This is a genomic window from Wenzhouxiangella sp. XN201, from assembly GCF_011008905.1.
Classification (GTDB): Bacteria; Pseudomonadota; Gammaproteobacteria; order Xanthomonadales; family Wenzhouxiangellaceae; genus Wenzhouxiangella.
On record NZ_JAAIVI010000017.1, the window covers coordinates 464283 to 487383 of the forward strand.

General features: G+C 63.7%; 19 protein-coding genes. 13 read left to right on the forward strand and 6 right to left on the reverse strand.

Features of this window, described 5'->3' with window-relative positions; translation table 11 throughout:
* The first annotated feature begins 214 nt into the window (after positions 1–214).
* From pilM to G4Y73_RS02675, 10 genes are all read left to right on the forward strand, one after another.
* Positions 215–1288, forward strand: coding sequence for a type IV pilus assembly protein PilM (gene pilM, locus G4Y73_RS02630; protein WP_164229065.1), 1074 nt, complete (start codon positions 215–217; stop codon positions 1286–1288).
* Positions 1288–1884, forward strand: a complete 597-nt coding sequence (locus G4Y73_RS02635) for a PilN domain-containing protein (protein ID WP_164229067.1) — start codon at positions 1288–1290, stop codon at positions 1882–1884. The genes pilM and G4Y73_RS02635 overlap by 1 nt, the downstream gene beginning before the upstream one ends.
* A gap of 3 nt (positions 1885–1887) precedes the next feature.
* Positions 1888–2508 carry a type 4a pilus biogenesis protein PilO gene (locus G4Y73_RS02640; protein ID WP_164229068.1) on the forward strand — a complete coding sequence of 207 codons (621 nt, stop codon included), beginning with the start codon at positions 1888–1890 and terminating at the stop codon, positions 2506–2508.
* Complete coding sequence (locus tag G4Y73_RS02645) at positions 2505–3035, forward strand: pilus assembly protein PilP (protein ID WP_164229070.1); 531 nt, start codon at positions 2505–2507, stop codon at positions 3033–3035. Before G4Y73_RS02640 ends, G4Y73_RS02645 begins: the two co-directional genes overlap by 4 nt.
* Before the next feature lie 65 nt (positions 3036–3100).
* Complete coding sequence (locus tag G4Y73_RS02650; protein WP_164229072.1) at positions 3101–5245, forward strand: type IV pilus secretin PilQ; 2145 nt, start codon at positions 3101–3103, stop codon at positions 5243–5245.
* Positions 5246–5305: 60 nt separating this feature from the next.
* The gene (locus G4Y73_RS02655; RefSeq protein WP_164229074.1) at positions 5306–7972 is read left to right on the forward strand and encodes a hypothetical protein; all 2667 of its coding nucleotides are present in this window, start codon (positions 5306–5308) and stop codon (positions 7970–7972) included.
* Positions 7973–8063: 91 nt separating this feature from the next.
* Positions 8064–8846 (forward strand): N-formylglutamate deformylase, encoded by a 783-nt coding sequence (gene hutG / locus G4Y73_RS02660; protein WP_164229076.1) that lies wholly within the window; start codon positions 8064–8066, stop codon positions 8844–8846.
* Positions 8843–10201, forward strand: a complete 1359-nt coding sequence (locus G4Y73_RS02665) for a formimidoylglutamate deiminase (protein ID WP_164229078.1) — start codon at positions 8843–8845, stop codon at positions 10199–10201. Before hutG ends, G4Y73_RS02665 begins: the two co-directional genes overlap by 4 nt.
* A gap of 3 nt (positions 10202–10204) precedes the next feature.
* Positions 10205–10801: a DUF938 domain-containing protein gene (locus G4Y73_RS02670; RefSeq protein WP_164229079.1), complete on the forward strand. Its 597-nt coding sequence runs from the start codon at positions 10205–10207 to the stop codon at positions 10799–10801.
* Positions 10798–11259: a GAF domain-containing protein gene (locus G4Y73_RS02675; RefSeq protein ID WP_164229081.1), complete on the forward strand. Its 462-nt coding sequence runs from the start codon at positions 10798–10800 to the stop codon at positions 11257–11259. The genes G4Y73_RS02670 and G4Y73_RS02675 overlap by 4 nt, the downstream gene beginning before the upstream one ends.
* Here G4Y73_RS02675 and G4Y73_RS02680 read toward each other — a convergent pair.
* Entirely contained in the window at positions 11238–11714 is a 477-nt protein-coding gene (locus tag G4Y73_RS02680) for a histidine phosphatase family protein (RefSeq protein ID WP_164229083.1), read from the reverse strand. The two genes, G4Y73_RS02675 and G4Y73_RS02680, sit on opposite strands and share 22 nt — an antisense overlap.
* 113 nt (positions 11715–11827) lie before the next feature.
* Positions 11828–12718: a threonine/serine dehydratase gene (locus G4Y73_RS02685; RefSeq protein WP_205596458.1), complete on the reverse strand. Its 891-nt coding sequence runs from the start codon at positions 12716–12718 to the stop codon at positions 11828–11830.
* Positions 12719–12820: 102 nt separating this feature from the next.
* Here G4Y73_RS02685 and pepN point away from each other — a divergent pair, with 102 nt between their 5' ends.
* A complete protein-coding gene (gene pepN, locus G4Y73_RS02690; protein WP_164229086.1) occupies positions 12821–15469 on the forward strand; it encodes an aminopeptidase N in 2649 nt (882 codons plus the stop codon).
* A 131-nt stretch (positions 15470–15600) separates the two neighbouring features.
* Here pepN and G4Y73_RS02695 read toward each other — a convergent pair whose 3' ends face one another.
* The 3 genes from G4Y73_RS02695 to thiC form a co-directional block, all read right to left on the reverse strand.
* A complete protein-coding gene (locus tag G4Y73_RS02695) occupies positions 15601–16170 on the reverse strand; it encodes an N-acetylmuramoyl-L-alanine amidase (RefSeq protein WP_164229088.1) in 570 nt (189 codons plus the stop codon).
* Positions 16171–16329: 159 nt separating this feature from the next.
* On the reverse strand, positions 16330–17673 hold the full coding sequence (locus G4Y73_RS02700; RefSeq protein WP_164229089.1) for an amidohydrolase family protein: 1344 nt from the start codon (positions 17671–17673) through the stop codon (positions 16330–16332).
* A gap of 42 nt (positions 17674–17715) precedes the next feature.
* Positions 17716–19605, reverse strand: coding sequence for a phosphomethylpyrimidine synthase ThiC (thiC, locus tag G4Y73_RS02705; protein WP_164229090.1), 1890 nt, complete (start codon positions 19603–19605; stop codon positions 17716–17718).
* A 173-nt stretch (positions 19606–19778) separates the two neighbouring features.
* On the opposite strand from thiC, the gene G4Y73_RS02710 reads away from it, so the two are divergent.
* Both G4Y73_RS02710 and G4Y73_RS02715 read left to right on the forward strand, forming a co-directional pair.
* On the forward strand, positions 19779–20438 hold the full coding sequence (locus tag G4Y73_RS02710) for a protein-L-isoaspartate O-methyltransferase (protein ID WP_164229092.1): 660 nt from the start codon (positions 19779–19781) through the stop codon (positions 20436–20438).
* Positions 20439–20460: 22 nt separating this feature from the next.
* On the forward strand, positions 20461–21816 hold the full coding sequence (locus G4Y73_RS02715) for a TolC family outer membrane protein (RefSeq protein WP_164229094.1): 1356 nt from the start codon (positions 20461–20463) through the stop codon (positions 21814–21816).
* Here G4Y73_RS02715 and G4Y73_RS02720 read toward each other — a convergent pair.
* A complete protein-coding gene (locus G4Y73_RS02720; RefSeq protein ID WP_164229096.1) occupies positions 21809–23062 on the reverse strand; it encodes a 3-deoxy-D-manno-octulosonic acid transferase in 1254 nt (417 codons plus the stop codon). The genes G4Y73_RS02715 and G4Y73_RS02720 overlap by 8 nt on opposite strands.
* Between the last annotated feature and the right edge of the window lie 39 nt (positions 23063–23101).

Genomic DNA, 23101 nt, shown 5'->3' on the forward strand with positions numbered 1-23101 from the left:
TTATGGTAAATGTAGGCACAGACAAGTCGGAATGACGCTCGTCTTGGACGGGGTTCCGGGGCAAAAGTGCCCACGAACTGAGATCCGGACGACCTTTGAGCAGAGGGTAGCACAGACATACGCTTGTCCAGACCGGCGTTGTGGGGGACGTTTCGGACAGGTCAAGCCATGACATGGACAGGGCCATGCCGACCACGAGGGCATAAGAAAAAACATGAGTGATTTTCTCAGCAAGCTGTTCCGAACAGCGCCACCACCATTGCTCGGTGTCGATATCGGATCAAGCAGTATCAAGGTTTTGCAGCTCGGTGCCAGCGGCTCGGGTTATCGGGTCGAGGCATTTGCCATCGAGCCGGTGCCGGAAGGCGCGATCTCCGAAGGTGCAATCGGTGACACCGACCGTGTGGCCGAGGCCGTCAGGCGTGCCGTCAAGCGTTCGGGATCGAAAGCCAAGGCCTGCGCCATGGCGGTCAGCGGCTCGGCGGTGATCACCAAGATCATCAATCTGCCCGCAGATCTCACGGAAGATGACATCGAGGCCCAGATCGAAGTCGAGGCCGGGCAGTACATCCCGTATCCACGCGAAGAAGTCAGTCTGGATTTCGAGGTGCTCGGGCCGGCGCCGCGCAATGCTGATCTGGTCGAGATCCTGCTCGCGGCCTCCAAGACCGAGAATGTCGATCTGTGCTCGGAAATCGCGGATCTGGCCGGACTCAGCCTGCGCCTCGTCGATGTCGAGTCCTACGCGGTGGCCAGCGCCTTCGAGCTGGTTCGAAAGCGCGAGGGCCTGGATGATGCCGAGACCGTCGGCGTGCTCAATATGGGCGCCAATGCCTCGACGCTGATCGCGTTGCGCGGCGGTCGAATGACTTACAGTCGCGAACACGCGTTCGGCGGACAGCAGTTGATCGAGGACTGCATGCGCCGCTACGGCATGGACATCGAGCAGGCTGCATTCCTGCAGCGCGGCGAGACCCCGCCGGCCGGATTCGAGGACGAGATCCTGGAGCCCTTCAGGCAGAATGTCATCCAGCAGATCAGTCGTGCCCTGCAGTTCTATTCTTCGTCGAGCGACTATTCGGGGATCAACACGCTCTACCTCACGGGTGGTGCGGCCTCGACACCAGGGTTGGCCGAGGCTGTTGGCGACGAGGTCGGTGTCTCCTGCGAGGTCACCGACCCGGTCGAGGGCATGCGCCTGGCGCCGGCCATCGATGCGAAACGACTGGAGCGAGCGCGGCCGGCACTGACCACAGCCTGCGGGCTTGCGTTGCGAGGGTTTGACTGATGGCGAGAATCAACCTGCTGCCCTGGCGAGAGAATCGCCGTCAGGAGCGACAGAGAAACTTCATGATCGGGCTGGTGGCGACCGCCATCGGGGCCGTTCTGCTGGTGTTCCTGGCCGGTCATCTGGTGCAGCGCCAGATCGATGCCCAGGAGGTGCGCAACGACTTCCTGCGTGGCGAGATCAGGACGCTCGATGATCAGATCAGGCAGATCGAGGAACTCGAGGAGCGGCGCGACAACCTGCTGGCACGCAAGAACGTCATTGAACGGCTGCAGGAAAATCGCTCGATGATGGTTCACCTGTTCAACTACCTGGCCCAGACCGTACCCGAGGGTGTCCGCTTGTCATCGGTACGCCAGGCGGGTGAAGAACTGACTATCCTGGGGACGACACAATCCGAAACGCGGGTTTCCGATTACATGCGCAACATCGAGAGCGCCGAGTGGCTGCATCAACCTGAATTGCGCATCATCGAGGTGATCCCGGGTGAAGGGGCCGGCGCCGAGCCGTTCCGGTTCGAATTGAGGGCGCGACTCGCTTCGCCCAGAGTGGTCAAAGAAGACGAAGCGGGCGATTCGTCCGGCGAGGAGAATTGACGCATGGATCTTTCGGAAATCAGAGACCTCGACTACAGCAACATCGGTTCGGCTTCGACCGGCGTCAAGGTTCTGCTGCTCGGGCTGCTGGCCCTGGTCATCCTGATCGGTGGCTATTTCTATATCGTCAAGGACAAGCGCGAGACGCTGGCCGAACGCGAGCGCACCGAGAGCGAGCTCAAGCAGGAGTTCAGCACCAAGCAGGAGAAGGCTGCCAATCTTGAGGCCTACAAGGCCCAGTTGGCCGAGATGGAAGAGATGCTCGAGGTGATGCTGCGCCAGCTACCGTCGCGCACTGAAATGCCCGAGCTGCTGGTCGATATCTCCCAGACGGCGCTCGGGGCCGGCATTGACAACGAGCTGTTCGAACCACGCGCTGAAATCAAGCGCGATTTCTATGCCGAGCAGCCGATCAATGTACGCATGGTCGGCACCTACCACGAGTTCGGCAATTTCGTCAGTTCGGTGGCATCACTGTCGCGAGTTGTCATCCTGACGATGCGCGACATTTCCCTGCAGCCCGTCGAAGGCACGGGCCGCCTGCGCCTGGAGGGGGTGGTGACCACGTACCGCTATCTCGATGACACCGAAGGCGGTGCCGTAACCGCGGGAGGTGGGCAATGAATCTGGTGATTCGAAGCCTGATGATCCTGACTCTGGCGCTGCTGGCAGTTGCTTGCACCAAGGGGACGGATGACCTGCGTGACTGGGTCTCGGATGTTCGCCAGCGCGAACCCGAGCCGATTGACCCGATACCGCCGATTCAGACGCCGGAAGTCGTCGCGTACGAGGGCGAAGGCCTGCGCGATCCGTTCCGGGGCGTGGGCGGTCGCGATGAGCAGGACGAGCAGCTGGCCGGCGAAGGAGGCGGGTTGCGTCCCGACCCGGATCGGCGCAAGGAGTACCTGGAGGAATTTCCACTCGACACCCTGTCGATGGTGGGGACGATCGAAATGGATGACGTGGAGTATGCCCTGATCCGCGACAACGAGAGCGTAGTCCACCGGGTACGCGAAGGCAATTACATGGGGCAGAATCATGGTCTGGTGACGGCGGTCGAGCCCAACCAGGTCGAAGTGCGTGAACTTGTACAGGATGGTCGTGGCGGCTGGGTCGAACGCCGGGTGCGCGTGGCCATGGCTGAAGACTAACCGGATACCGGCAAGGAATGAACATCATGATGAAGTCTTCATGGGCGATTAACGGGAGATGGGCAATGAACAGCAGTAGCAAAGCGTTATCGCTTCTGATCGGGCTGTTCTGGATGGCCTCGGCGGCCCAGGCCACGGAATTGACGGATATAGAGGTCGAAAGTGGATCCGGAGAAGTGCGCTTCGTGCTTAGCCTGGATGGCGAGGCGGGCAATCCATCCGTTTTCACCACCGAGAATCCACCGCGTATCGTGCTTGAATTGCCGGATACGACCTCGAGCGTGAACGCGTCACGCGTGCCGGTTGATATCGGCCCGGCGCAAAGCTACTCCGCCCTGAGTGCCGGTGGTCGGACACGCCTGGTCGTCGACATGGCCCGCAACGCACCGTATGAGGTGCAGGTCGGTGCCAACAGCGTTTCCCTGGTTGTCGAAACCGGAACGACTGCTTCCGCCGCCTCACGCGCTACGAGCAGCACGGCAATGTCCGGCGGTTCGGCCGGCTACGAGGTGACCGGCATCGACTTCCGGCGCGGCGATGACGGCTCAAGCCGTGTTCTGGTCGATGTCGATCGCTCGGGCGTTAATCTCTCGGTCAATGAGCGCACCGGCGGCCTGCGTGTGGATCTGTTCGATACGCAACTGCCTTCGGATCTGCACCAGCGTCTCGATGTCACCGACTTTGCCACGCCGGTCCAGATGATCACACCAGAGCAGCGCGGCGATCGTGTTCGCCTCAATCTGGAAATCGCCGGGGCCTACGAGCATCTCGCTTACCAGTCCGGCGGCCAGGTCGTCATCGAAGTCGGCCGGCCGGAAGAGGAAGAAGCTCCAGCCGATCGTGAACTGACCTTCTTCGAGGATCGCGATTACGAAGGCGAACGGATCACCCTGAACTTCCAGGACATCCAGGTCCGGTCGGTGCTGGCCCTGATTGCCGACGTGTCCGAGAAGAACATCGTCGTATCCGACTCGGTCACCGGCAATCTGACCCTGCGGCTGACCAACGTGCCCTGGGATCAGGCGCTGGATATCGTGCTCGAATCGAAGAACCTGGACATGCGCGAGTCGGGCAACGTCATCTGGATCGCGCCGACTGACGAAATCGCAGCACGTGAGCAGGCCATCCTCCAGGCGCGTGCCGATCGGCAGACCCTGGAGCCGTTGCGCACTGCGATTATCTCGCTGAGTTACGCTGACGCCTCTGAAATGGCGACGCTCATTCGCGCAGCCTCCGAAGGCGAAGTTTCCGAGACCGGCTTGCTTTCGGAGCGCGGTTCAGTCTCCATCGATCAGCGCACCAATACACTGTTGATCAACGATACCCCCGAGCGTATCGAGCAGGTGCGCGAGCTGGTCGCTGATCTCGACCGGCCGGTGCGCCAGGTCCAGATCGAATCGCGAATCGTCATTGCCCGCAGTGACTTCAATCACGAACTCGGCGTGCGCTTCGGTGTAACCGGAGCCCGGCAGGATTCGCGCGGTAATCTCTACACCATGGCGGCGACGGCTGAAGGGACCGACGGCATGATCCGTGACGGTCTCGCTAATCGACGCGGCGGCACCGGCTCGTCGACCCCGGTGGGCGTGCCCGGCCTGGGCGATCGCCTCAACGTCAACCTGCCGGTTTCCAACCCGGCCGGCAGCCTCGGCTTCAGCGTGCTGGCGGCGGACATGTTGCTCGACCTCGAGCTCAGCGCCCTGGAAAGTGAAGGTCGGGGTGAAGTCATCTCCAACCCGCGCGTGATCACGGCCAACCAGGCCGAAGCCTATATCCATCAGGGTGTGCGCATTCCCTATGAGTCGGTCCAGACCGGCGGCGGCGGACAGAGCTCCAATATCGAGTTCGAAGACGCGGTGCTGGAACTTCGCGTCACGCCGCTGATTACGCCCGACAATCGCGTTCAGCTTCAGCTCACCGTCAAGCAGGACACGATTGGCGAGGTATTCGTCACGCAGAACGGCCAGCAGATTCCGAGCATCGACACGCGCGAGCTGGGGACCCGTGTGCTGGTTGATAACGGACAGACGGTCGTTCTCGGCGGCATCTTCCAGGAAGAACGCAACTACCAGGAAGACAAAGTGCCGGTCCTGGGCGACGTGCCGGTGCTCGGCGCCCTGTTCAGGAATCGCGGAACCGAAGAACTCAAGCGCGAGCTGCTGATCTTCGTGACTCCGTCCATCCTCGACGAACGGGTCGTGGCCGACTGACCGGTTCGAGGGAGCAATCCAGCCATGAACATCACATCAAAAAACTCGGGATTTCGATTCATGAAGATATTCAGGTATAGCATCATTCTGGTGACCGCCGCTCTCCTGGCCGCTTGCGGAGGCAGTTCCTCGGGCGGGTTCGACGACGGCGGATCGGCAAGCATGAGTATCACGGTCGAATCGAGCGAGGTTGCGACCAACAGTTCCACTTCGGTTGGTGTGCGCTTCCGGGCTGCCGACGGATCGGCGGTTGCCGACGGCACCACGGTGACGCTGCGCTCCAGCAACACCAACCGCGGTGTCGTTTCGCCCGTGGGTGGATCGTCGGGTGAATCGGCGACTGCCACCACCAGCGGCGGGCAGGCCAATTTCACCTTCACGGCGCGTTCCAGCACTGGACCGGTCACCCTGACGGCCTCCGGAGCCAACCCGAGTGGCTCCGGAACGGTATCGACCACGCGCGAGATCGAAGTGATTGAAGATCCCGATGCCGACGCTCGCCTCGAAATCAGCGGCGCGAGCTCCATGCCGGCCAACAATGAGAATGTCGAGATCTTCATGGGCTCGCCCTTCATCAATGAGCTGACCGTGCGCTACAACAACCCTGACGGTAGTGCCGGCAGCGTGGTTGAAGGCCAGATTTCGGTCGCCGTTTCCCCGGTCAGCCGCGGCGCGTTTTCAACACTCGACGACCCGGAAACCGATGACGTCAACGAGTTTTTCGTGCTGATGGGAAGCGCGCCGGTCAACATGACTGCCGGTGTCGCCACCGTTTTTGTCCACAGCTTTGATCAACCGGGAACGCTGACCGTCAGTGTTTCGGCGGAGGACGCCGAAACCGGCGATACATTCTCGGAAGATTTCGAAATCGAAATCATCGAAGGAGCCGCCGACTTCCTGCCGGCCAACCTCGATTTCTCGATGTCGAGTGATCCTGTCTACACGCAGGGATCGGGTGGATCGACCAGCAAGAGCGTGTCACTGTTCGTCACGGATTCCGGCGGCAACCCCGTGCCCGATCCGGAGGGCAGCGGGGCAGAGTACAACAACGTCATTCTGTCGCTGGATGCGCCCGATGGCAGCGACGCCCGTTTGAACGGCACTGGCGCTTCCGGCTCGGTGAGCGGATCCGAGATCAGTGTGCAGACGGTCAATGGTGTGGCGAACTTCTCGATCAGCGGCGCGACCGAGACCGGTCCGCACGAAATCACGGCCACGGTCGACCGTGCCGACAACAACGTCGACAATGACCTGCTCGACCCGTTGACGGCCACGACTACGGTAGGCGTCGGCGACGGCCGCCTGTTCAGTCTCGAAATCGTCAGTCCTTCGGTCAGCGCCATCATTGCCAACAGCGTGGTGGGTAGCATCCAGACCGACCAGGAGCCGCAGATCGATCCCGAAACCGGCGCAGTGATTCCGCCCGATGCCGATGGCACCTATTCACTGACCATCACTGCACAGGGAAGCGACCAGGCGGGCAACGCGGTCCTCACCAATACGCCAATCGATTTCGGCAAGATCGATGCACCGCTGACCCAGACCCTGCCGAGAACGTTCGTGTTCTCCGGTGGCGACGGTAATCCGGAAGAGGGTGGCAACCTGTTCAGCGTTGTCGATCCTCCAGAAGGCTTCGGTGACAATCCGTCCACGGTCGACGAGGCTGTCGAACCGGGTGATACGTTGGCCCTGTTCGGCAAGAGCGTGCCCGGCAACCGTGAACACGAGGCTGCGCGCACGGTGGCAAGCGTGATCGATTCATCGACCATTACCGTGACCGAAGACTTTAACCGCAACGACGGTAGCGGCAGCATTGTCAACGATGGCTTCGTCATTCCCTGGGTGATTGGCCGTTCGCGGATGGGCGTGGTCGACAGTCATACCAGCCTGACTACTCAGGGTCGCGGTTCGGTTGAGCTAACTTATCCGATCAGCGCCATCGGTCGGCCGTTGGTGCTCTGGGGCCAGGGAAACCGGGTCGAAGCCGATCAAAGTCAGACGGTTGCCGATGTCGAAGCCATGGTCTTTCCGGGCATTGCCCCGGCCCGGCTTTCGGCCACTCCTTCTTCAATTCAGGGCAATTCCACCACGAACATCGAGCTTTGCCTGAGCGATGCGCTAGGCGCGCCAATCAACGATGTGTTCATTCGAGGCGACATTGTCGAAGGGCCTGCGAATGGAAGCCTGGATGGCCAGCCCATGCCGGCCCGAACCGAATTGCCGACCGGTTCCGCCGGTGACGGTTGCACCATTACCGAGGTGACTACCTCCGGCATGGTGCCGGAAGGTGAGGAGTCGCTCATCCGCTTCAGCGTGGGCGGGGCCACGGCCGACGTCCAGGTCGTGCCGCCGGGCTCGGCCATGCTGCTGGTTAGTCCGTCGCGTTACAACGATCCGTCGCCGAACATCGTATCGGTAACCGTGACCCTGACCCTGCTCAACGGTGAGGGTGAGCCGATTTCCGGCGTGGATCTTACCGGTGAGTGCGAAGCCGAGGGTGGCACGCTCGAAATCGAATCCGACCCGGGCGTGACCGATGCCGACGGAGTAACCACCGCGCGCGTGGCGGTGGGTCTGACCGAGTGTGCGGCAGCCGATGCCGAAGGCTTCCCACGCACTGGCACCTGTACCTTCACGACGCCGAGCGGTACGCCGGTAGGCACGTTCCTCGCTACCGGCATAAATGGCACCAATAATGCCGTTTCGCCGTCGTGCCCAGCGCCCTGAGGGCGCTCGAGCCGCATCGCCGGCTCACTTTGAGTCCATCACGGGCCCGGCACTGCCGGGCCCACTTTTTTGGAGGCCGTACAATATCCGTATGGTCTACGAGTATCTCGCTGGAACGACACCGCTGTTGGTCAACGTGCCACATGCGGGCCTGAACGTTCCTGAACGCATCGAAGCGCGCCTGGCCCCGCCGATCCGTTCGCTTCCCGACACGGACTGGCATGTTCACAGGCTGGTCGAACAGGCGCCGGCGTTCGGGGCATGCTTGCTTCGTGCGCTTCATTCGCGCTATGTCATCGACCTCAACCGGGGCCGCGACGACCAGCCGCTTTACGCCGGGCCCACCACGGGCCTGGTGCCGACCGAAGCCTTTGATGGCCAGCCCGTGTACGCCGGCCATCCACCGGATGCTGCGGAGATCGAAGACCGAATCGAACGCTACTGGCAGCCCTATCACGACAAGCTGCGCCAGACGCTCGATGGGATTCGCGAGCGTCACGGCCATGCGTTGCTGTTTGACGTGCATTCGATTCGCAGCCGTGTACCGCGTCTGTTCGAAGGTCGCTTGCCCGATCTGAATCTCGGCACCAACGACGGTGCCAGCTGCGACCCCGAGCTGGGGCAGACGGTGGCGGATGTGCTGGACAAGGCGCGCGGCTTCAGCCACGTGGTCGACGGTCGCTTCAAGGGCGGTTACATCACCCGGCACTACGGTCAGCCCGAGAAGGGGATCCACGCCCTGCAGCTCGAGATCGCCCAGGCCTGCTACATGGACCAAACCGATCCGTCGCGCTGGGACGCGGAACGCGCGGCCCCACTGGTGAGCGTCCTGCACGACATCATTGGCCGACTGACCCGGTGGCGGCCACAGTGAGTGCCCGCGTCCTGCACTGTCGGCATGCGCTCCTGCCCCGGGGGTGGCAAGAAGATGTCGTGTTCACGATCGACCAACAGGGCCTGATCGCCGGGATCGAGTCCGGCCCCGCTCCGGCCGGTAGTGAGCAGATCGAGGGCGCGGTGCTGCCCGGCATGGTTGACGTGCATTCGCATATCCATCAGCGCCTGATTGCCGGACTGACCGGTCGTCGTGGTGCCGTCGATGACAGCTTCTGGAGCTGGCGCGAACAGATGTACGCTGCGGTGGCCATGCTCGACGGCGAGGCTTTCCAGACCCTTGCCGCCCATGGATTCATGGAACTGCTCGAAGGCGGCTACACCACGATCGGCGAGTTTCACTACCCGCACCGAATCGGCGGGCGGCCGCCGTTTGAAACGGCAGGCCGCATCCTGCAGGCGGCCGAATCGGCCGGTTGCGGCCTGACCCTGCTGCCGGTGTGGTATCAGCACGGCGGCTTCGGGCGTCAGCCGCTGGGCGAGCGGCAGCAGCCGTTCGGCTTGTCCCTCGATGAACTGATCGAGCTGATCGAACAACTGCGCCACGCCGGCGGATCATCGTTGACCCGGGTCGGCGTCGCGCCGCATTCCCTGCGCGCGGTCGATGTTGCCGACCTGCCTATGCTGCTCGAGCGGATACCGGAAGGGCCGGTACATCTGCATATTTCCGAACAACCCGCCGAGGTCGAAGCCTGTCTCGAACATCATGGTTGCCGGCCGATCGAGTTGCTGCAATCGCATGTCGATCTGGACGAGCGCTGGTGTCTGATTCATGCCACTCACGCCAACGATCACGAGGTCGAACTGCTGGCCCAAAGCGATGCAGTCGTCGGCCTCTGCCCGACTACCGAAGCGGATCTGGGCGACGGTCTGTTTCCCGTCTACGAATATCTGCAAGGCGGCGGTCGGGCAGCCATCGGATCCGACAGCAATCTGGTGGTCTCCGCGGCCGAGGAGCTCCGCCTGCTCGAGTGGGGACAGCGCCTGCGGCTTCATCAGCGCAACGTGCTTTGCCAAACGGAATCGAATATCGCGACCGAACTCTGGCAGCAGGCAGCGCGTTCGGGCGCCCGGGCGCTACAGCAGCCGGTCGGTGAACTGGCCCTGGGCCGGCGCGCGGACCTGGTTGTCCTCAGCGACACCCATCCACTGCTTGCCGGCTTGCCCCCGGCAGAACAGCTCGATGCTTTCGTATTTGCCCACGCGCCGGATATGATCGCCGAGGTTCGAGTGGGCGGTGAGGCGCGGGTCCGGGACGGCCGGCACCGGGCCCGCGACGCGTTGGCCCCGACCGTTGCACAACTGCGGCAACGCCTGACAAATCAGCGGGTCTGAATCATGACTGCAAGAGATCTACCCTGGTCCGACGCGGCCGAGCGCAACGCCGAACCGATTGCCCGGGTGCTGGAGCGGTGGCTGCCGCCGGCTGCCCGGATCCTGGAGATCGGCTCCGGTACCGGTCAGCACGCCGTCTATTTCAGCGACCGATTGAATGTGGACGCCTGGCAGGCCAGCGACCGGCGTGAACACCTGGCGAGTCTGAAGACTCGGCTTGAGCGCGAGAACCTGCCGGCACCGATCGAACTGGATGTGGTCGAATCCCAATGGCCGTCCGGCCCCTGGGACGCAGTATTCACGGCCAACACGCTGCACATCATGCCCTGGAAGAATACGCCGACCCTCCTGGAACAGTCGGCCCGCATACTGACCGCTGGCGGATTGCTTGCCATCTATGGGCCGTTTCACGACGCGGGACGCTATGATGCCGAGAGCAATCGAAAATTCGATCAGAGCCTGCAAATGCGCGACCCGGCCATGGGTTTGCGCGACGCGCGTGAAGTGATCCAGATCGGGACACGAGCCGGCCTGCTGCCGGAGGCCGAGATCGCGATGCCGGCCAACAACCGCACACTCATCTTTCGGAAGCCCCAATGAGCGAGAACACCGTCAATTACGACGAATTGGTACAGCAGGCCGAGGGTCTGCTTTCGGGACAGAAGCACCGCATTGCCAACGCCGCGAATCTCAGCGCCCTGATCTTCGACAGCCTGCCGGAAATCAACTGGGCCGGGTTCTACTTTCTAGAAGGCAATGAACTGATCGTGGGACCGTTCCAGGGCCGGCCGGCCTGCGTCACCATCGAGATGGGGCGCGGTGTATGCGGCACGGCCGCGGCCACCCGCACGACCCAGCGAGTCGAGGACGTGCACGCATTCGAAGGTCATATCGCCTGTGACCCGGCTTCCCGCTCGGAAATCGTCGTACCCCTGATCGTCGACGGACAGGTGATCGGTGTGCTCGATATCGACAGCCCCAGCCCGGGTCGTTTCTCGGCCGAGGATCAGGCAGGCATCGAGCGGCTGGCCGAAGTCTACGCCAGGTCGCTGGGCTGAGTGATCTGGCGAATTCGCCCGCAACCAGGCGCGGGCGGCATCTCGGCATCGATGATGATCAGTGTGCCCGGCTGAACGCCCAGGCGGGGCCGCTGGTTGGTCAGCCATTGCACCAGCCATTCGAAGCCCGGATTGTGGCCGACCAGCATCAGCGAGTCGGCGTCGGCGTTCCTCTGCAGCACGCCGATGAGATCCTCCTCCAGCGCGTCCCACAGGGCCGGTTCGACCACCTGTTCGGGCGCTTCCAGACCGTCAAGGACCAGCTTGGCCGTTTCACGCGTGCGAGTAGCCGGGGAGACGCGCACGCGGGTGGGTACCGACAGCCCCGACTCAAGGATCCATTCACGCAGATTGCCGGCCGTCTGGCGCCCGGAATCGGTCAACGGCCGGTCGCGATCGTGCTCGTCCTGCGCTGCCGCCCGGGCACGGGCGTGACGCAAAAGCCATAACTCCATACAGGCAAGGCTCCCCTCGAAGCTGATTCAGGAATTGCGATCAGGATACCAGTCATCGCTCGGGCACGTGACGGCTTTGCCGGCAGCCGGGCAGGGTCGCCCTACGGAGTGATTCAGAGGCCCGCCAGCCGTTCGGCGACATCCAGGTTGCCGCCGCTGATAACGATGCCGACCCGTTGGTTCCGAAACCGCTCGGCGTGCGCCAGCACACCGGCCAGGGCGACCGCGCCCGACGGTTCGGCCACTTGCTTGAGGTGTTGCCAGATGTTGCCCATGGCCGAGATGATCTGCGCCTCGCTGACCGGCAGGACCGCCTCGACATGTTGCCGAATCAGCGCAAGGTTGCGCTCGCCGACCAGGGCGCGTAGGCCATCGGCAATGGTGTCGGGCCGATGGTCGTCGACCCGCCGGCCCGCTGCGAGTGAGCGCATCACGTCGTCGGCACCGGCTGGTTCGACGGCGATGACCTGCGGCCGGTGGTGTTCACAGGTCAGTGCCGCCAAAGCGATCCCCGAGACGAGACCGCCGCCGCCGACCGGCGCCACGATGACATCCAGGTTCGGCACCTGTTCGAGCAGTTCCAGCCCGACCGTGCCTTGGCCGGCGATGATGTGATCGTCGTCGTAGGGTGGCACCGGCGTCAGGCCGGTCTCGACCAGGGCGGCCAGGGCTGCTTCGCGGCCGGCCTGGGTGGGTTCGCAGTAATGGATCGTGCCGCCGTGGCGGCGGATGTTGTCGACCTTGCTGGCCACCGCGCCTTCCGGCACCACGATGTCGGCGGCAAAGCCGCGCAGGGAGGCTGCGCGGGCGAGAGCCGCACCGTGATTGCCGGAGGAGTGCGTGGCCACCCCCGGGCAGTCAGCGGGTAGCTGCGACACCGCATGGCTGGCGCCGCGCAGCTTGAACGATCCGGTGTCTTGGAGGTGCTCGCACTTGAAAAACAGCGTCGCGCCCGTCAACTCATCAAGAATATCGGATGTCATGACCGGGGTTTCCCGGATCATCGACCGGATCCGCTCCCGGGCACGGACGGTGTCACCGGGTTTTAGCGAGGATTCGACAGGCATCCCCCTATACTACCCGTCCAGTCTGTACAGGAGTTCTTCATGTCCGCACGTGGTGACCAGCCTCGCACCCCCGTTCTCCGCCAGGAATACCGGCCACCGGCCTGGTGGGTCGATCATGTAGAACTCGATTTCGACCTCGACGCTGCCGAAACCCGGGTTATCAGCCGGATATCGGTTCGGCGCAATCCGGAGGTCGACTCCGAGCCCTTGACCCTTTCGGGTGCCAACCTGGACACCCGGCGCGTCGAGATTGACGGCGAATCCGTGCCGTTCGAAGAGCGTTCCGGCGACGAAGCCCTGGTGGTCGAGAACGTGCCCGATCGGGCCGTGGTGACCGTCGAGGTGCTCATCCATCCCGACCGCAACACCGCGCTCGAGGGCCTTTACCGCTCCGGCGCCATGCTGCTGACCCAGTGCGAGGCCGAGGGTTTCCGCAAGATCACCTGGTTCCCCGACCGGCCCGACGTCATGGCGACCTATCGCGTGCGCCTGGCCGGTGATCGCCAGCGCTTCCCCGTCCTACTGTCCAACGGCAACTGCGTCGAGGACGGTGAACTCGAAGACGGTCGCCACTTCGCGGTCTGGGACGACCCGTTCCCCAAGCCGAGCTACCTGTTCGCCATCGTCGCCGGTGAGCTCGACGTGCTGGAAGACACGTTCACCACGCAGTCCGGCCGCGAGGTAAAACTCAAGATCTACTCCGAACCGGAGAACATCACGCAGCTCGATCACGCCATGGACAGTCTCAAGCGCTCGATGGCCTGGGACGAGGAGCGCTTCGGACTGGAATACGATCTCGATGTCTTCCACGTCGTCGCCACCCACGACTTCAACATGGGTGCGATGGAAAACAAGAGTCTCAACATCTTCAACGCCCGCTACGTGCTGGCCGACCGTGAAACCGCGACCGATGCCGACTACGAAGGCATCGAGTCGGTCATCGCCCACGAGTACTTCCACAACTGGACCGGCAACCGCGTTACCTGCCGCGACTGGTTCCAGCTCACCCTCAAGGAAGGGCTGACGGTTTACCGCGACCAGGAATTCACCTCCGACCAGCGCTCCCGGGGCGTGAAACGCATCCAGGACGTATCCGCCCTGATGGCGCGCCAGTTCCCGGAGGATGACGGGCCGATGGCGCATCCGATCCGGCCCGAGCGCTACGTCGAGATCAACAATTTCTACACCGCCACCGTCTACGAGAAGGGCGCACAGGTCGTTCGCATGTACGAGACCCTGCTCGGCCGCGACGGTTTCCGGCGCGGCATGGATCTCTACTTCGAGCGCTTTGATGGCCAGGCCGTTACCTGCGACGATTTCCGGCGCGCCATGGCCGATGCCAACGACACCGACCTCGAGCAGTTCGAGCGCTGGTACCGCCAGGTGGGCACGCCGACGCTCGAAGCCGACACGCGCTTCGACGACGACAGCGGCGAACTCGTGCTCACGCTCAAACAGCACCTGTCCGATCACCGCGACAACCGCAACCTCGGCGCGCTGATGATCCCGGTCAAGGTCGGCTTCCTCGATGCCGACAACCGGCCGCTGCCGGTCACCCTGGCCGGAGAGAGTGAATCCGGGCCGAACACCCGTCTGCTGGTGCTGACCGACAGCGAGGCCGAGTTCCGTTTCAGCGGCTTGTCCGCCGATGCGCTGCCGTCGCTGCTCCGGGACTTCTCCGCCCCGGTCAAGCTCGAGTTCGACTGGTCCAGCCGCGACCTGGCACGTCTGGCCGGCTTTGATCCCGACCCTTTCAGCCGCTGGCGTGCCATGCGCGGCCTGAGCGAGCGCGTCCTCGGTGACTGGATCGAGGGGCGCGAAGACCATGATGCCGACCTGCTGGTCGAGGCCTGGGCCGCCGTGCTCGATGACTCCGACCGTGATCCCGCACTCGCCGCCGAATTGCTCAGCCTGCCATCGGAAGGCGAGCTGGCCCAGGACCGCAGTCCGGTTGATGTCGATGCGATCCACGCGGCCCGCAAAAAGTTGGTGCAATTGCTCGGCCGTCAACTGGAGATGAGACTGCTCGAGCGTTTCGAAGCCCTGGCCCCGAGCGGTGACTGGTCGGCCGACGGACCCGATGCCGCCCGCCGGCGCCTGCGCAACGTCGCGCTGGGGCTGCTGGCCGCGGGGGGGTCGGACGGTGCCGATCAACTGGCCTCGAAGCACTACGAGCAGGCCGATAACATGACCGACCGCCTGGCCGCCTTCCGCATCCTCACGCACAACGAACTCGAGGGGGGCGACCGTGCACTGGCCGACTTCGAACAGCGCTTCGCCGACAACCCGCTGGTGATGGACAAGTGGTTCACCGTCCAGGCCACGCGCGCCGACGCGAGTGCGGTCGACGATGTGCACCGCCTGATGGATCACAGCGCCTTCCGGCTCAACAACCCCAACAAGGTGCGCTCACTGATCGGCGCCTTCGCGATGGGGAACCCGGTGGCCTTTCACCGCGCCGACGGTGCCGGCTACCGGCTGGTCGGTGAAGTCCTCAACCAGCTCGACGACTTCAACCCGCAAGTCGGTGCCCGACTGGCCACCACCTTCAACCGCTGGGGTGCCTATGACGACAAGCGCGCGGCAATGATGAAGGAACAGCTGCAGAAACTGGCGGACAAGAAGGGCCTGTCGCCCCACATCGAAGAAATCGTCACTGCGGCGCTCAAGGATCGCAGTGGGGGTTGATCCTTAAAACCTTAAAACCTTTAAAACGCAAAGCAGCTAAGCAGCGAAGGACGCAAAGAAAGATTAAAAGAATAAAGAGAATAGGTTTTCTTTGCGATCTTTGCTGCTTCGCTGCTTTGCGTTTATAAGATTTACATCCCAGAGCGCTTCAGACCGACTCGGGCTTCGACTTCGCCCCAAGGAAACAACGGCCCGGGGTCGACTTTTCTTCGGACCGTGATCGATGCATCATCGCTGGCGTTCACCACGCCGGTGTCCAGGTCATCGTGGCCGGCGATCGATTGCAGGCCGGGTAGGTCGGTCTGCAGTTTCTCCAGCAGCTTGATCAGTGCCTCGATCTGCGCCTCGCTGTAGTCCTCGGTCCAGTCCTGGTGGCGACTGTCGAGCCAGTTCGGCCAACGGCCCTGATTGACCAGCTCGATCCCCACCGAGTTTCGGTTGTGACCCCGCACGTGATGTGCCACGCGCTCGAGCGGTACCCATAGTTCAACGCTGCCGTCGCGGTCGATGTAGAAGTGCCCGCTATTGCCGGTCTGCGAGCTTTCATGGTGAATGCGTTCGCCGTACTCCCGCGCCGTCGCCAGGTCGGGCAGCTCGGTGGCATGGATCACGACCAGCTCGATCGATTCGACGGCGCGCTCGTCGAGGCGGTCGATGTAGCTGAGCGGGTTGTAGGCTGTGTTTGGAGTTGTCGGGTTCATGGAGCAGGAAAATCCTATAAAAGCGAAGCAGCAAAGCAGCAAAGCACGCAAAGAATTCACAAAAAATAAAAGTAATTAGAAAGAATGCTTGGTTCCTGATTGCCTCTTTCAGTATCTTTCATCAACTTCGCGTTCTTTGCTGCTTCGCTGCTTTGCGTGTCAAAGGTTTTCGGTCGTACCGCCACCCGCACGCTCGGCGATCGCCTCCAGCGCCGTATCCAGCCGCCCGCGATCGAACCACTCGCCGGCGCGCATCACGCCCTGGATTGAGCGGGTGTGGTCGATGTCTTCCAACGGATTGGACTCCAGCAACACCAGGTCGGCCACACAGCCGGGCTCGAGGCAGCCGCGGTTTTTCTCGCCCAGGTAGTCGGCCACGTTGCTAGTCGCGGTGGCCAGGGCTTCGGCGGGTGTCAGCCCGGCATCGACATAGATCGCCAGCTCGTGGTGGATGGCATCGCCGGGCACGCTCAGGATCTGTGGTGAATCGGCGCCGGCCAGGATCATCGCCCCGGCCTCGTGCAGTTCGCGGATCAGTCGTCGGCGCAGCTCGACGTAGCGTTCGGCGTCCGCGCTGGAGTCGTAGCTGGCACGCAGTTGCGTGACCCGCTCACGCCACTGTGCCGCCATGTCGGCCGGAATCCAGCGCATCGCGTCGCGCTGCATCAAGGCGTCGACATCACCGGTCGCCCAGTTCTCGACCAGGCTCTGCGTGGGGACGTTGGCGATGCCGGCATCGGTGGTTCGGCGTGCCAGGTCGGGAATGCGGTCGGCGACCATGCCGTCGATCAGGTTGACGCCGAACAGGCCCGGATCGGTGCCGTGGCGGTCGTGGTCTTCCGGCACCATCAGTTGCGCATAGCCGTCGAGATGATCGATCGTGCCCTGGCTCGATTCGAACACGCGCTCCAGTCCGACGGCGACGGAAACATGACCGGAGTAGTCGATGCCGAGCCGGTCGGCACTCTCGACGATCGCGTCGAAGGCCTGCGGCCACAGGCCGGGATGCAGCTTGAGCAGGTCGTAGCCGGCCTCGTGCTGGGCCAGGACCATGCGGCGTGCCGCCTCGGGCGAAGAAACCGAACTGCCGTTGAACGAGGGCCCGGAAGTAACCAGACGCGGGCCGGGGACCTCGCCGTTGGCCAGCTGCTGACGAAGCGTCAGGTGACCCGGCTCGCCCAGCATGCCGCGAACGGTGGTGATGCCGTGGGCCAGCCAGAGCATCAGGGTGTCGTGAACCACTTGTTCGCCGGCGCGCATCTGCGGCACATGGGCGTGCATCTCCGCCAGGCCGGGAATCAGGAAACCGTCTGCCTCGACGGTCGCGTCGGGCTGCTCGATCGAATCGGCATCGACAATGAAGCCATCGACCACGCCGACGCGCATCGGCTCCGACACCGAGCCGTCCTTGACATCGACCAGGCGGACATTCTCGAAAACCAGCGACCCGGCCTGCGCGCCGAGTGCCAGGGTGAGGGTCAGGGCAGCAATCAGAATACGCATGGGGCTTCCTCCATGGAATGCAGTCCTTGAGTGTACTCCGGCTTACTGCTTGCGGTAGACCTCCGCCCCCGACTCACGGAATTCCTGCGCCTTCTCTTCCATCCCGGCCTCGACCGCCTCGTCGGTGTCGAGTCCGTGCTCGGCGGCGTACTCGCGCACGTCCTGGGTGATCTTCATCGAGCAGAACTTCGGCCCGCACATGGAGCAGAAGTGGGCCACCTTGTGGGCGTCCTTGGGCAGGGTCTGGTCGTGGTATTCACGCGCCCGGGCCGGGTCGAGGCCCAGGTTGAACTGGTCCTCCCAGCGGAACTCGAAGCGCGCCTTCGACAGCGCGTTGTCGCGCAGCTGGGCGCCGGGATGCCCCTTGGCCAGGTCGGAGGCGTGGGCGGCGATCTTGTAGGTCACCAGGCCCACGCGCACATCGTGCTTGTCGGGCAGGCCCAGATGCTCCTTGGGCGTGACGTAACAGAGCATGGCCGTGCCGTGCCAGCCGATGTTGGCCGCGCCGATGCCGGAGGTGATGTGGTCATAGCCCGGGGCGATGTCGGTGACCAGTGGCCCCAGGGTGTAGAAAGGTGCCTCGTGGCAGTGCTTGAGCTCCTCGGTCATGTTCTCCTCGATCAGCTGCAACGGCACGTGGCCCGGGCCTTCGATCATCACCTGGCAGTCGTGTTTCCAGGCGATCGTGGTCAGTTCGCCCAGGGTGCGCAGCTCGGCCATCTGGGCCTGGTCGTTGGCATCGGCAATCGAGCCCGGGCGCAGGCCGTCACCCAGCGAGAAGCTGACGTCGTAGGCCTTCATGATTTCGCAGATGTCTTCGAAGTGCTCGTACAAGAAGCTCTCGCGGTGGTGTGCCAGGCACCACTTGGCCATGATCGAGCCGCCGCGCGAGACGATGCCGGTCACACGCCGGGCCGTCATCGGCACGAAGGGCAGGCGCACGCCGGCATGGATGGTGAAGTAGTCCACGCCTTGCTCGGCCTGCTCGATGAGGGTGTCCCGGAACAGCTCCCAGGTCAGGTCCTCGGGCACGCCGCCGACCTTTTCCAGGGCCTGGTAGATCGGCACGGTGCCGATCGGCACCGGCGAGTTGCGGATGATCCACTCGCGCGTCTGGTGGATGTGCTTGCCGGTCGAAAGGTCCATCACCGTGTCGGCGCCGAATCGGAGCGACCAGACCAGTTTCTCGACCTCGTCGGTGATCGAGGACCTGACCGCGGAATTGCCGATATTGGCATTGACCTTCACCCGGAAGTTGCGGCCGATGATCATCGGTTCGGCTTCCGGATGGTTGACGTTGGCCGGAATGATGGCCCGGCCCGCGGCGATCTCGTCGCGCACGAACTCGGGCGTGACGATCTCGGGCAGGTTCGCGCCGCGCGCCTGGCCGGGATGGCGCTGCATCAGGCCCGCGGCCCGGTAGGCGTCCTCGAGCTGTTCGAGCCCGGCATTCTCACGGATCGCCACGTACTCCATTTCGGGCGTGACGATGCCCTGGCGGGCGTAGTGCATCTGGCTGAGGTTCTGGCCGGCCCGGGCGCGCCGCGGGGCGGGACGATTCGGAAACTTGAGTTCGACCGGCGTCAGCGCCTCCTGCTCGCGGGCAAACTCGGACGAGCGCCTGTCCAGGGTTTCGGTATCGGCGCGCGCGTCGATCCAGGGCTGCCTCAGCGGCGCGAGTCCCGCGGCCGGATCGGGCCGGGTCTCGGGGTCGATATAGGCCGCGGCCGTCTCGTAGACGTAAATCGGCGGATTGGGCTGGGCGCCGAAGGTCGCCGGCGTGTCGTGCTGGCGAATCTCCCTCAGCGGCACCTGGATGTCGGGGCGCGAGCCGCTGATGTGGACGATGCGCGAGCCCGGCCAGGGCTTGAGCAGGTCGTCGTCGAGGCGGCGGGCGATTTCGGAGGCGGTTTCGGGGGCGCGATCGGTCATGAACTGTGCCTGTCGGGTGCGGGGTCAATCGCAACATGTTAGCAGCCGCTGCCCGGGGTCGAGCGGGTTCGGACGGACCGAATCGGTTCATGACCACTGGCACAGTCGAATTGATGCGTGACCGAGTACAATATCTCCGCAATCCGTCATCAAAGTCATTGGAAGTTTCAGCCATGTCGATCAATCTCGAACAGGCCCGATTCAACATGGTCGAGCAGCAGGTTCGCACCTGGGACGTGCTCGACCCCGCCGTGCTTGATGCGCTGCGCGAAGTGCCGCGTGAGGATTTCGTGCCGGCCAAGTATCGCCGCCTGGCATTTTCCGACCTGCGGATTCCGCTGGGTGACGACCAGGTCATGATGAAGCCGATCGAGGAAGGCCGGATGCTCCAGTCGCTGGAGATCCAGCCTGGCCAGCGCGTGCTCGAGATCGGCACGGGTTCGGGCTTCATCGCCGCCTGTCTCGCCCACCTGGGTGCCTCGGTCGTCTCGGTCGAGTGTCTGCCGAAACTGGCCGAGCGGGCCGAACGTCGGCTCGAGAGCGTCGGTGTTGAAGGGGTCGAAGTGATCGCCGCCGATGCCTTGTCGGATTACCAGCCCGACGGATCCTTCGATGTGGTTGTCGTGACCGCCTCGGCGGCGTCCGTCCCGGAGCGCTTCTGCCAGTGGGTCAAGGCCGGTGGTCGCCTGTTTGCCGTACGCGGTTTCAGTCCGGCCATGGAGGCGATCTGCATGACCCGTACGGAACAAGACCACTGGCGGATCGACAGTCTGTTCGACACCGACCTGCCGCGCCTGATCGGCGCCGAAGACAAGCCCGAGTTCGAATTCTGATTTCTCAAGCGAGCCGAATCACATGATCAATCGCAACAAAATCTTCCTGACCCTGGCGGTCGCGCTGGGGCTGAGCAGTACGGCCAACGCCGTCGACCTGATGGGTGTCTATGAGCTGGCGCAGAGCCACGATGCCGAGATCCGCGTCGCCGAGCAGCGGCTGAATGCGGCCGGTGAAATCCCTACCCAGGCCCGCGCCAGTCTGCTGCCGAGCATCAATGCCTCGGCCGGCGTCAGGCAGGGATCTTCAACCACGACCATCGCCGGTACCGAGCTTGAATCGCAAGACACCGATACTGACAACTGGAGCGTCTCGCTGCGCCAGAGCATCTACGACGATGCCAATTACGGCCGGCTCGATCGCGGGCGGGCTGAACTGAGCGTGGCCGAGGCACAGTATGTAGAGGCCTGGCAGGCATTCCTGTTTCGCGTCTCGGAACGCTACTTCGATGTGCTCACGGCCCTCGACTCGGTGCGATTTGCCCAGTCCGAGCAGACCGCTCTTCAGCGCCAGTTCGAGCAGGCCGAGCAGCGTTTCGAGGTCGGTCTGGCGGCCGTGACCGACGTCCATGAAGCACGTGCGGTCTACGATGCGGCCCGTGCGCGCGTCATCACGGCCGAGAACGCCCTCGAGGATGCCCGCGACGCGTTGCGGGAAGTCGCCGGTGCGTGGTTCGAGAACTTCGCGCGCCTGGCCAATGAAATCCCGCTGGAAATGCCCGAGCCGTCCGATGTCGAGGAGTGGGTGGCACAGGCCCTGGAACTCAATCCGCAGTTGATGCAACAGCGTTCCCAGGTCGATGTAGCCCAGGCCGATCTGCGTGTTGCCCGAGCCGGTCACTTGCCGAGCCTGGGACTCGAAGCGGGTTATTCGAGCTTCAGCGACAACGAGTGGGTGGGTCGCGATCCGGTCACGCAGGAACCGATTGCATCAGCAACCCTGGAAAATGAGGGTTGGGAAGTTGGCCTGGTCCTGGATGTCCCGATCTTCTCGGGCTTTGCCACGCAATCGCGCCGTCGCCAGGCCGGCTATTCACTTCGCGCCGCCGATGCCACGCTGTCGCAGACCGAGCGCGCCATCAAGCGCCAGACCGAAACCGCCTACCGTGCCATCGTTGCCGGCATCCAGGAGGTCGAAGCCCGCCGCCAGGCCCAGGTTTCGGCCAATAGCGCGCTCGAGGCCACCAACGCCGGTTTCGAGGTAGGTACACGCACGATCGTTGACGTGCTGCAGGCCGAGCAGCGTTTCTACCAGGCCGAGCGCAACTACTCCGACGCCCGCCACCAGTTCATCCTTAACCAGTTGCGCCTGCGCCAGACCGCCGGGCTCCTGAACGAAGACGATCTGGCCTGGGTCAACGAGCTCTTGGTCAACTGATCAGGGGTTCGATCAATTTTAGGGTGCGGCGGACACTGCCGCGCCCGTTTTCCACCACCTCCAGGGCCGCCCGACCGTAGTCGAGCGCGCACTGAGGATCTTCCCAGATCGACCCCACCGCCTGTGCCAGTTCGTCGGCATCGTGGACTTCCAGCAGTGCACCGTTGGCGCGTAGCGCCCGGGCCGAGTCGGCCTGCTGATGCAGGTGGGGGCCGGCGATGACCGCCTTGCCGAAGGCGGCCGGTTCGAGCAGGTTGTGACCGCCGATATCGACCAGGCTGCCGCCGACGAAGGCGGCCGGCGCGGCCGCATAACAGGACTGCAACACACCGATCCGATCGACCAACACGATCGCCGTATCCGCCTCGATGGTTTCGTCGAACGACTGCTGTTTCATCCCGGCCTCTTCGATCAGGCCGCGGATCTCGACGCTGCGATCGGGATGGCGGGGCGCGAGTATCAGCAGGGCGTCGGAACGCCGCTCCCGCAACTGCCGATGGGCCTCGAGCACGATCGTTTCTTCGCCCGGGCGCGTGCTGCCGGCCACCCAGGTCGCCCGCTCGCCCCACTGCTCGCGCAGCCGGCGGACCGTCGCGCCGAGGTTGTCGGGCAGGATGCGATCGAATTTGAGGTTGCCGGCCATGGCGACCCGATCCTTGTCCATGCCCAGGTCGCGAAAACGCTGCGCGTCATCCTCGCTCTGGCAGATCGCCAGGTCGACGGCGGACAGGGCGCCGGCAAACAGCGACCGGAAGCGTTCGTAGCGCTGCATGGCCGAGGGCGCCAGCCGGGCATTGACCAGCACCAGGGGCACGCCGCGCTTGCGGCAGCCGCGATACAGTTCGGGCCAGATCTCGGTTTCGGCTACCATGGCCAGCCGCGGACGGATGCGTTTGAGCCAGCGACCGACGAGCCAGGGTGTGTCCAGCGGCGCGAACACCGTCTCGACCCGGTCGCCAAATCGGCGAATCGCCTCGGCCCGGCCGGTGACCGTGATCGTACTGACGACCAGGCTGTGTTCGGGATAGCGCTCGAGCAGTGCCTCGACCAGGGCGGCGATGGCGTTGACTTCGCCCACCGAGGCGGCATGCAGCCACAGGACCGGCCGCTCGCCGGCCATCGGCACCTGGCCGAGGCGTTCTTTCCAGCGGGCGCGAAGCTCGGCCGGTCCGGCGATTCTCCAGCGCAGCCAGATCAGCGCCAGGGGCGCGACGAGAACAATGAGCAAACGGTAGACTGCAAGCATGACGGCGACGAGTTTACTTCATGATCCGGGCCCCGGCCC